This window comes from Rhodococcus sp. CX (assembly GCF_015865005.1).
Taxonomy (GTDB): Bacteria; Actinomycetota; Actinomycetes; order Mycobacteriales; family Mycobacteriaceae; genus Rhodococcus.
This window is the reverse complement of sequence record NZ_JADZGH010000040.1, coordinates 1-10,381: the sequence shown is the minus strand read 5'-3', so window position 1 is coordinate 10,381 and position 10,381 is coordinate 1. Positions and strand designations below refer to the sequence as shown.

Genomic DNA, 10,381 nt, shown 5'->3' with positions numbered 1-10,381 from the left:
CGATGAACGCACTCACCCGCGCGCTGTCGATGCGCGGGACGGCCCGCACCGTCGTGCAACCGGACACCGTGGAGGCGATCACGGCGCTGCTGTGCCTGCACTCCGGCGAGCTGACGCACGCGACGAACGTGCTGGCCCGGCACACCACGCTCACGGTCCGGCACGAACTGCTGGCGGCGTGGGCAGCTCTGCTCGGCGGCGACCTGTCCGCAGCGTCCGCCGCGGCCGACGACCTGTCCGGCCGCGCGGTTCTCCAGCGCGACCGGCTGTTCCTGCACGGCCTACGGGTCGGTGCCGCCCGGCGCAGCGGCGACTCCGGGCGCCTGCACGCCGAATGGGAGGCCGCGCAGGGCGTCGTCGCGGAGTACTCCGTCGACCTGCTGAGCCTGCTTCCCCTCGGCGAACTGTGGCTGGCCGCCGTCCGGGTCGGCGACGCACCGCGCATCTCACACCTGGTCGCGCAGGCCCGGGATCTGCTCACCGCGCTCGGCGAGCCCCCGCTGTGGGGTGCGGCGCTGCACTGGTACGGGGTGCAGGCGGCGATCGCGGCGGAGCGGCCGGACGAACTGCTGCCGCACGCCCGCGCCCTGGCGGTCGCCGCCGAGTCCACCGCGTACGCCGCCGCGCTGGCGCGGGCCGGGCAGGCATGGCTGCGGCTTCTGCAGAACGACGTCGACCCCACCCGGGTGCGGACCGCCGCCGAATCGCTCGCGGCGATCGGACTGCCCTGGGACGGCGCACGGCTGGCCGGCGAGGCCGCGCTGCGGGCCGGCGACACCGCCGCGGCGACCGGATTGCTGCAGGTGGCGCGCGCGTTACGGCATCCGGCGACGACGACCGCCGATCCCGCCGCGACGTCCGCCGACACGGTGTCGCCGACGACCGGACCGTTGTCCGACCGCGAAGCACAGGTCGCCGACCTCGTGGTTTCCGGCCTGACCTATCGCGAGGTCGGTGCACGGCTGTACATTTCCGGCAAGACCGTCGAACATCATGTGGCCAGGATCCGGCGCCGACTCGGTGCCGGTTCCCGCTCGGAGCTGATCTCCATGCTCCGGGCGATGGGGCACGGGGGCGACGGTCGCATTAGTACGAGTAGTAGCAGTGAGAAGAAGGGGGGAACTTCGGCATGTCCGTAGGCGTCGGCCTGCGCGTGGGCACCACCGTTTCATCGGTTGCCGTGACCTCCGCCGTCCCCGGTCAGCCGGGTCCCGCACCGATCGAACGTCGCAGTGCAGTGCACCTGCACCAGGACGGTACCGCGACCCTCGGCGAGATCGACCCGGTTCTCGATCAAGGGGCCAGTTCCTTCACCCACTTCCTGGAACACGTCGGCAACCAGGCCGGCATCCGCGCCGCGGACGGATCGCTGTCCCGCGCCGAGGACCTGGTGGCGACCGCGATGGAATGCCTGCTGGCCGATGCCGCGCCGCTGATCGGCGACCGCGAGTACACCGTCGTCGCGACCCATCCGACGGACTGGGCACCCTCGACCATCGCGGTGCTGCGCAACGCCCTCGACTACGTCGGCCTGCGGCACGTGTCGCTCGTGTCCGACGCCGAGGCCGCCGCGGCCTGGTTCGAATCCCAGGTGTCGCGTCAGACCGGCCGTCTCGTCGCGGTCTATCACATCGACGACCACGGTTCGACTGTCACGCTGGTCCGTGCCGGTATCGCCGCGGGCAAGCCCGTCCGGTTCGGGATCGCCGACGCACCGCCCGTCACGAAGCAGCTGTCGACGGCACTGGCCGGCTTCGGATGGCAGATGGCGAACCTCGATGCCGTCGTCGTCACCACCGACGAGAACGTGGACACCGCCGCAGCACAGCTCGTCGCGCAGTCCGTCAAGGCCGGGCTGGGAACGAGGTGCGCGCTCGCGCCGGATCCGCACCAGACGATGGTGCGCGGCGCCGCGCTCGCGGCCGCGGCCGGTTCCGTCGAATACCTCGGCTCGACGCAGATCATCCCGACGACCCGCACGAGTCTGCCGCGCAAGCAGACTCCGCAGGGCAACGGGTCCGCTCCGCGGCTCGTCGATCCCGACGCCACCACGGTGATCCCGAAGGTCGCGCCCCGCGAGCCGCACCGCGCGATGCCGACCGCGCAGCCTCCGAAGACCGATCGGACCACCGCGTCGACGGCCCGCGCGGGCGACGTGGCGACGATCGCGCCGGACGAGGACTCGACCGCACGGCGTCCCTCGCCGATCCTGCTGGCCATCTGCGCCGCGGCGGTCGTGCTGCTGGCCGTGGTGGGTGTGCTCGTGCTGACGCAGCGTGACTCGGCCGCCGAGACCAATACATCGGTGGCCGACCAACGTGTGACCGCGACCATTCCGGAACTGCAGTCGCCGCGTCCCACGCCGGCGAAGACCAGCACCACGACGACCACCACGAGTGCGCCGCCGACGTCCTCCGAAGCGGAGAGCACGACCACCGAGCCGGCCGCACCCGTGGTGGCCCCGGTCGACGACTCGACGGCCACGGCGGAACCGGCGGAGACCACGACCTCGCGTCAGGCGGAAGCGGTCACCACCACCACGGTGCCGCAGACCACGACCACCAGACCGGCCCCGGGTTGGCAGACCACCGAGGAGAAGCCCACGCGGAGCCGGGACCGGGACACCCCGACCCCGACCACCACGAGGCAGACCCCGACACCGACCACTACCCAGAGCGAGCCAGGGGGATCGCCGGGTTCGGGTCCGGGTTCTCCCTCAACTCCCCCCGGGAACGATTCCTAACCGAACCGCTCCCGTAGGCTGTTTCCGATCGTCGTAACCGCACATCGATCACAACGAAGGGCTTTCATGCGTCTCTCGCCGGCGTCGCGCGCCGCTGCACGTACCACTGCTCGCCGGCTGGCTGTCGCTGCCGCGTCGGCGCTGCTGCTGGTCGGTCCGTTCACTGCGACCGCTCAGGCGGACCCCGCGGACGAGCTTCCGGCCGAGTTGATCGAGGCGGTCCAGCGCGATCTGCAGATGTCTCCCGAGGAGTACCTCGAGCGGTCGGCCCGGGCGCAGGAACTCGGCGAGTACGCCCGTGGTTTCCGGTCCGAGCGTCCCGCGGACTTCGCGGGCGCGTGGATCAACCGCGATGGCGAGCCGGTCGTCGCGGTCACGAACTCCGATGCGGCCCGCAAGGCCGAGAGCGACGGCTACACCGCGACGGTCGCGCCGGTGTCCGCAGACGGTCTCGAGTCGGCGCTCGCCGAACTGAACCGCTGGGTCGCGGCCCTGCCGCGCGACGTGGCCGGTGTCGTGCAGTCCACCTCGATCGACGTGCTCAACAACCAGCTCGTCGTCGACGTCGTGAACACCCCGATCGGCCGTGCACTGAATCTCCCGTCGCTCATCGCGAACGTGCAGGTGCAGCTGACGCCGGGCCTGCCGCCGAACGATCCGGCGCCGCTCGGTGGCGACACCTACATCACCGCGGACGGCGACGTGCGTTCCACGCCGCTCGATCGCATCGGCATCTGCTCGTTCGGGTTCAACGCGGTCGATTCCAACGGTGACGCGGTGAACGTCACCGCCGGCCACTGCGACGCGGTCGCCCGCCCGCAGGGTGGTTCCGCGGTGTACCTGCCGAACCGCGAGAACATCGACGAGAGCACCCGTATCGGGGCGTTCACCCGTTCGTCGGTCGGCACCGACAGCCCCCTCGACTACGGGATCATCGGCTTCAACAAGGCCGGTGTCGACGCCGGGCTGAACCGGCCGGTGGTGCGCGGCGGCAACGGTTCGACGCTGACGGTCACCGGCACAGCGGTTCCGGTCGTCGGGGCCCCGGTGTGCAAGTCCGGCCAGTCGTCGTACTTCACGTGCGGAATCGTCTCTGCCGACCGCATCGAGACCCAGCTGGTCTACCCCGACGGGGACAGCACCACGATCCGCGGCTTCGCGACAACGGTGTGCACCCTCTCCGGTGACAGCGGCGGTGCGATCGTCACCGGCACCCTCGCGCTCGGCGTCATCAGCGGTTCGAACAGCGCCGGGGCCCCCGACTGCGTGGAGGCGAACCTGGTGCTCGCCCCGAACGGCGGCACGTCCAGCCTGGGCATTCCGATTCGTGACATCGAGAACGCGACGGGCACGCGGGTTCGAACCGCGAGCGAACCTGCCTGACCCGCCGCCCTCCAGCCCGCTTCACCCCATATGATCTGACGCATCGACCGCCGCCCCGCGTTCGGGACGGCGGCTTTGCATAGAGCCAGACCAGACCGTGTAGACAGCAAGATCCCTGTAGTCGCCGAACCTGCACACGAGCAGGACCTATGAGGAAGGCATTCATGCGACGCTCCTTCGCACGTCGGGCAGCGGTGATCGGTTCGGCAGCACTGTTGCTGCTCGGCCCCACCATTGCCTCGGCGCAGGCCGAACCGGCCGACAAGCCCGCCGACCTGCCCATCGAGCTGGTCGACGCGCTTGCGCGCGACCTCGGCATCAGCCCCGAGCGGTTCATCGCCGATGCCGACCGCAGTCAGGAGCTCGCGCAGTTCGCGGCGACCGCCCGTGAGAAGTTCGCGGACGTGTTCGCCGGTGTCTGGCTCGACGAGCAGGGCACCCCGACGGTCGGCCTGGCCGACGGCGACGAGCACGACGCCGCGCGCGACGCCGCCGAGGACGAGGGATTCACCGTTCAGCCGGTCGAGCGCAGCGAAAACGAGCTGGAAAGCCTGTCGAAGCAACTGAACGACTGGCTCGACACCCAGCCGTCCGCGGTCGCCGATCTGGTGCGCGGCATCGCCATCGACCTCGTCCACAACGACGTCGTGGTGCGCGCCTCCGATGTCGCCGGCCTGCAGCTCCCCGACGCCCTTCAGGGCGCGCGTGTGCTGCTCGCCCCGGCCACCCTGGAACCGGAACTGCTGAAGCTCGAGCCGATCGCCGGACTGGCCTCGGCCGATGCGCTGTTCGGCGGCGACGCCTACGCCGCGTTCGGCGCCGGCACCGGCCTGCGCTGCTCGCTCGGATTCAACGGTGTCGACGGCTCCGGCAGCCCGGTGAACATCACCGCAGGTCACTGCGACCCGAACCGTGCCCAGGCGGGCACGCAGTACGCGTCCGAGGTCTTCCAGGCCATCGGTGACGGACTCGGCCAGAAGATCGGCACGTTCGAGAGGACCAGCCTCGACCACCGCGACTACGCACTGATCCGCCCGACCGCCGAGGCTCGCGGCCGGTTCGAGAACAACGGCGTTCGCGTTCCGCTCGCGGCACCGCTCGCCGTCACCGGCACCGCCGAGCCCGTCGTCGGCGCACCCGTGTGCAAGTCCGGTGTCCGCACCGGGTACAGCTGCGGTGTCGTGACGGCCTCGAACCAGACCGTCGAGATCGGCCACCGGGTGCTCGACGGCGGCTTCTCCACCAACCTGTGCGCCCTGCAGGGCGACAGCGGCGGCACCCTGGTGACCGGCACCCTCGCCCTGGGCATCTCCAGCGCGTCGAACGTCGGCCAGTACCAGATGTGCGAGATCGCCGGCGTCGTCAGCGGCATCCTGGGCGAGAGCCCCGAGCTGTACGCGACCCCGATCTCCGCGATTCTCGCCGAGAACCCGGGTCTGAAGGTCCGCACCTGGTAACAGGTCCACCCATCGAAAAGGCCGCCTCCCGGACGGGAGGCGGCCTTTTCGGTTCTCGGGTACCGAGCGGGAGCGCTCAGGAGCAGACCGGCGAGGTCAGCTGCGCGAGGGAGACGAAACCGCAGGCATTGTCCTTCGACAGCTTCCACACGCCGTCATCGGCGACGAAGACGACGGTGCCCGGGTTCGGGTTGCCGCCGATGATCATGTCGATACCGGCGGTTGCGGTGCCGTCGCCGCCGTCGACCACATCAACGACGGTGATGACCGCGTCGTTCGCCTTCGCTGCGGCCGCCACCTGGTTGATGAGCTCCGGGTCCTGCTCGGCACCCTGAACGAGCGGAATCTTCTGCTCGAGCGGCACCGTCTCGTCGAAGGCCATCGCCAGGGACGCGTTGAGCTCGGCGGCCGTCGGGACCGGCGGATACGCGGCAGCCTCGGTGGTGGCAGCGGTGGTGGTGGTGGTCGTCGAGGTGGCCGCCCCCTTGTCGTTGCTCTCGTCCGAGCCGCAGGCCGTCATCGTGAGTGCAGCGGCAAGTGCCGCGGTGGCGACAGTCGTCTTCCCAAACTTCAAGTTCTTGTTCCTTTGCTTCCTTCGGTTCGAATCCGACAGCCCTTTGTGGGCGATTCCCCCTTGCGAACCGGGGATCAGGATACCGGGGTCCGCCTGTCCCGACCGGGCGGGCGATACACGCCGAGCGAGACGTCGGCCACCTTCGCGCCGCCGGAATCGTTAGGATCCGTACTTTCCGTCACCAACGAAATTGAGGTACCACCAGTGCTGGGCGTAATCGTCGATATCCTCGAGTACCTGATCCAGATCTTCTTGTACTCCGGCTCCGTCGGCTGACGGAATCGGTCCGGAAACGGGTTCGGCCCGGCACCGAGGGGTGCCGGGCCGAACCAGTTTTTACGACCGAATCACGCGTAAGGCGTGGTTCCCGGAGGCGCCGCAAGGGTCTGCAGCAGGCCGATACCGGCGATGATCAGGGCCGGACCACCGACGACGATCGTGCCGATGACGCCACCGACTCCGGCGCCGAACGGAACGGACGCCAAACCAACCGGGCCACCGAGGAAACCGAGTCCGCCCACAACTGCGCCGATAATGGTGCCCGCCAGGCCGCCGACCGCGGTGGCGATTCCCAGCTGCGAGCTGAAGTTGTTCTGGGCCTTCAGGTTCTCGTCCGGCGACGCGACATCCTGCAGCTTGAGGCTGACCGGCGTCAGACCGAGAGCGACCTTGTCCTCGGGCGCAACCGGGGTGGCCTTGGACGGATCCGTGACCGGGGTCAGCGTGAGGGTCTTGCCGTCCTCGCTGATCTCCCGCTCGAACGGCAGCTGGAGGTCGCCGAGCTGGATCGCGAGCGGCAGGCTGACGACGGTGTTGCCGTCGGTGTCCTGGAGCTCGACGCTCTCACCGTCGCCCGAGACCTTGAAGGCACCCGCATCGATGACGGTGACGACGGAATCGCCCTCGGCCTTGACCTCGTAGTGGATCTCGTCCTGCGCAGCTTCGGCGGGCGCCGCGTACGAGGTACCCGCCGTGATCCCCATCGCCGCGATGGTCATGGTGGCCACCGCTGCAAGCTTCCTGAGCTTCATTTGTTCCCGTTCTGTGACATGTGGCGCACGCCCCCGACGGACGCCCCCCTGGATGGATCAGCTTTGCACCGCAAAGTTTCACTCCCCATAGCGAGAAACCCCAGCGTGCAGGCTGTTGCTGATCATATCCGAAATCACACCCGACTTCGTTACCGGGTGGTGCCACAAATGTGCGCGAAAAGCCGTGTGACGGTCGCCGATTCGAGACCCGAGAGGGACTTAGGTCATCCTGAGCAGTTGGGACGAACGGTGCGACCTCTACCTTGTGGCAGAGAACCTCGGCAGTTCCGTCACAAGTTACCGACGAGTAGCCAGAATCAGGGAAGTTACCAGCGGGTAACTTGTGACGCGCTACGATGCTGGGGCTGATACCAGGCGGCCCGGAGCCGCCCCCGACACGAAAGGCCACGTATGAATGCCCTGACGATCACGTTGGGCACGATCGGCGTGCTGCTGAGCCTCGTGTGTTGGTACTCGTTCATCGGCGGGGCCCTGAAGATGGTCAACACCGTCCGGATCGGCCAGCCGGCCCCGGATCGGTGGCGTCCGTTCTTCCCGCGCTTCAAGCAGATGATCGTCGAGTTCCTCGCACACACGCGAATGAACAAGTTCCGGACGGTCGGCTGGGCCCACTGGCTCGTGATGGTGGGCTTCCTGCTCGGCGCCATCGTCTGGTTCGAGGCATACGGACAGACGTTCAACCCCGAGTTCCACTGGCCTCTCATCGGTGGCACCGCCGTCTACCACTTCGTCGACGAGATCCTCGGCCTCGGCACGGTGATCGGCATCGTCACGTTGATCATCATCCGCCAGCTGAACCACCCGCGTCAGCCGGGCCGGTTGTCGCGTTTCGGCGGCTCGGACTTCAAGGCCGCGTACTTCGTCGAGACCGTCGTCCTCATCGAGGGCCTCGGCATGATCTTCGTGAAGGCCGGCAAGATCGCCACCTACGGCGGCGGCCACGCGAGCACCGACTTCTTCACGATGAACCTCGCCCAGCTGCTCCCGGCGAGCACCGTGATGGTGTCGATCTTCGCGTTCATCAAGTTGATGTCCGGCATGATCTGGCTCTACATCGTCGGCCGCAACATCACCTGGGGTGTGGCCTGGCACCGGTTCGCCGCGTTCTTCAACATCTACTTCAAGCGTGAGGACGACGGCGGCGTCGCGCTCGGCGCGGCCAAGCCGATGATGTCCGGCGGCAAGCCCGTCGACATGGAAGACGCCGACCCGGACAAGGACACCTTCGGCGCCGGCCGGATCGAGGACTTCTCCTGGAAGGGCTGGCTGGACTTCACGACCTGCACCGAGTGCGGTCGCTGCCAGTCCCAGTGCCCCGCCTGGAACACCGGTAAGCCGCTGTCTCCGAAGCTGCTGGTGATGTCGCTGCGCGACCACGGCTACGCCAAGGCCCCCTACCTGCTGGCCGGTGGCCGCAAGGACCTCGGCGGCGACGAGGTCGGCCTGGTCGACGGCGAAGGCAACGTGCTGGAGGAGAAGATCGCCGCAATCCCAGCGGCCGCCCGCGCCGAAGCCGACCGCAAGCTCGTCGGTGAAACCGCCGAACTCGTCGAAGCGGGCGAGCTCGCGCCGGTCATCGACACCGAAACGCTGTGGTCGTGCACGAACTGCGGTGCGTGTGTCGAGCAGTGCCCGGTCGACATCGAGCACGTCGACCACATCATCGACATGCGCCGCTACCAGGTGCTCATCGAATCGGACTTCCCGTCCGAGCTCGCGGGTCTGTTCAAGAACCTCGAGAACAAGGGCAACCCGTGGGGCCAGAACTCCAAGGACCGCCTGAACTGGATCTCCGAGATGGACTTCGACATCCCGGTCTTCGGTCAGGACGCGGACAGCTTCGACGGCTACGAGTACCTGTTCTGGGTGGGTTGTGCCGGTGCCTACGAGGACCGCGCGAAGAAGACCACCAAGGCCGTCGCCGAACTCCTCGCCACCGCCGGCACCAAGTTCATGGTGCTCGGCGCCGAGGAGACCTGCACCGGTGACTCGGCTCGCCGCGCCGGCAACGAGTTCCTGTTCCAGCAGCTGGCGCAGCAGAACATCGCGGTCATCGACTCGGTGTTCGAGGGCACCGAGAAGTCCAAGCGCAAGATCGTCGTGACCTGTGCGCACTGCTTCAACGCGCTGAACAACGAGTACCCGGAGGTCGGCGGCCACTACGAGGTCGTTCACCACACCCAGCTGCTCAACCGCCTGGTGCGGCAGAAGAAGCTGGTGCCGGTCGCGCGTCTGGGCGAGGACGTCACCTACCACGATCCGTGCTTCCTGGGTCGCCACAACAAGGTGTACAACGCGCCGCGTGAGCTGATGGAAGCCTCCGGTGCGACGCTGCGCGAGATGCCGCGTCACGGCGAACGGTCCATGTGCTGTGGTGCCGGTGGTGCCCGCATGTGGATGGAAGAGCGCATCGGTAAGCGCATCAACATCGACCGCGTCGACGAGGCACTGACGACCGCGCCGTCGAAGATCGCGACGGGCTGCCCGTTCTGCCGAGTGATGCTCACCGACGGTGTCACCGCTCGCCAGGAACAGGGCCAGGGTGAAGGTGTCGAGGTTGTCGACGTCGCGCAGCTGATGCTGTCGTCGATCGAGCGGCTCGAGCCCAGCCAGCTCAGCGCGAACCTCGAGGTCGTGCAGGCCGAGAAGCCGGAGACCCCGGTCACCGCCGAGGTCGAGGCCGAGGAACTCGAGGCCGAACGTGTCGCCGAGGTCGAGGCCGCCGCCGTTGCGGCTGCTCCGGCAGCCGCCGCAGCCCCGAAGGGTGGCGGCCTGCAGATGAAGGGCGGTCTGAAGGCTCCGGGTGGCAAGCCCGGTGGTCTGCAGATGAAGGGCGGCCTCAAGGCTCCCGGCGCGAAGGCCGAGGCCCCTGCTGCTCCGGCGGCCGAGGCACCTGCGGCTCCGGCAGCGCCTGCTGCCAAGCCGGGCGGGCTGGCGATGAAGGGTGGCCTGAAGGCTCCGGGCGCCAAGAAGGCCGCGGCTCCGGCTGCTGCCGCACCGGCGGCGGAAGCACCGGCCGCCGAGGCTCCGGCGACCCCGGCCGCACCGAAGGCCAAGCCCGGCGGACTGGCAATGAAGGGCGGACTGAAGGCTCCCGGCGCCAAGAAGGCCGCAGCTCCGGCTGCACCGGCCGCACCGGCACCGGCTGCCGAAACCCCCGCAGCCGAGGCTC

The 10,381-nt window shown here is 68.7% G+C and carries 7 protein-coding genes; 5 read left to right on the top strand and 2 right to left on the bottom strand.

Going from position 1 to position 10,381, the window contains the following annotated elements; translation table 11 throughout:
* From I0Q12_RS03765 to I0Q12_RS03750, 4 genes are all read left to right on the top strand, one after another.
* On the top strand, positions 1 to 1,139 hold a 1,139-nt coding region (locus I0Q12_RS03765), incomplete at its 5' end, for a LuxR C-terminal-related transcriptional regulator (protein ID WP_197250664.1).
* Positions 1,130 to 2,743: a hypothetical protein gene (locus I0Q12_RS03760; protein ID WP_197250663.1), complete on the top strand. Its 1,614-nt coding sequence runs from the start codon at positions 1,130 to 1,132 to the stop codon at positions 2,741 to 2,743. The genes I0Q12_RS03765 and I0Q12_RS03760, both read left to right, overlap by 10 nt.
* A 66-nt stretch (positions 2,744 to 2,809) precedes the next feature.
* On the top strand, positions 2,810 to 4,126 hold the full coding sequence (locus I0Q12_RS03755) for a S1 family peptidase (protein ID WP_197250662.1): 1,317 nt from the start codon (positions 2,810 to 2,812) through the stop codon (positions 4,124 to 4,126).
* 164 nt (positions 4,127 to 4,290) lie between these two features.
* Positions 4,291 to 5,583: a S1 family peptidase gene (locus I0Q12_RS03750; RefSeq protein WP_197250661.1), complete on the top strand. Its 1,293-nt coding sequence runs from the start codon at positions 4,291 to 4,293 to the stop codon at positions 5,581 to 5,583.
* 76 nt (positions 5,584 to 5,659) lie between these two features.
* Here the strand turns inward: I0Q12_RS03750 and I0Q12_RS03745 are convergent, their stop codons facing one another.
* Positions 5,660 to 6,157, bottom strand: coding sequence for a hypothetical protein (locus tag I0Q12_RS03745; RefSeq protein ID WP_197250660.1), 498 nt, complete (start codon positions 6,155 to 6,157; stop codon positions 5,660 to 5,662).
* A 347-nt stretch (positions 6,158 to 6,504) separates the two neighbouring features.
* A complete protein-coding gene (locus I0Q12_RS03740; RefSeq protein ID WP_197250659.1) occupies positions 6,505 to 7,188 on the bottom strand; it encodes an ammonium transporter in 684 nt (227 codons plus the stop codon).
* 411 nt (positions 7,189 to 7,599) lie between these two features.
* Here I0Q12_RS03740 and I0Q12_RS03735 point away from each other — a divergent pair.
* A partial coding sequence (locus tag I0Q12_RS03735; RefSeq protein ID WP_197250658.1) for a (Fe-S)-binding protein occupies positions 7,600 to 10,381 on the top strand: 2,782 nt, incomplete at its 3' end.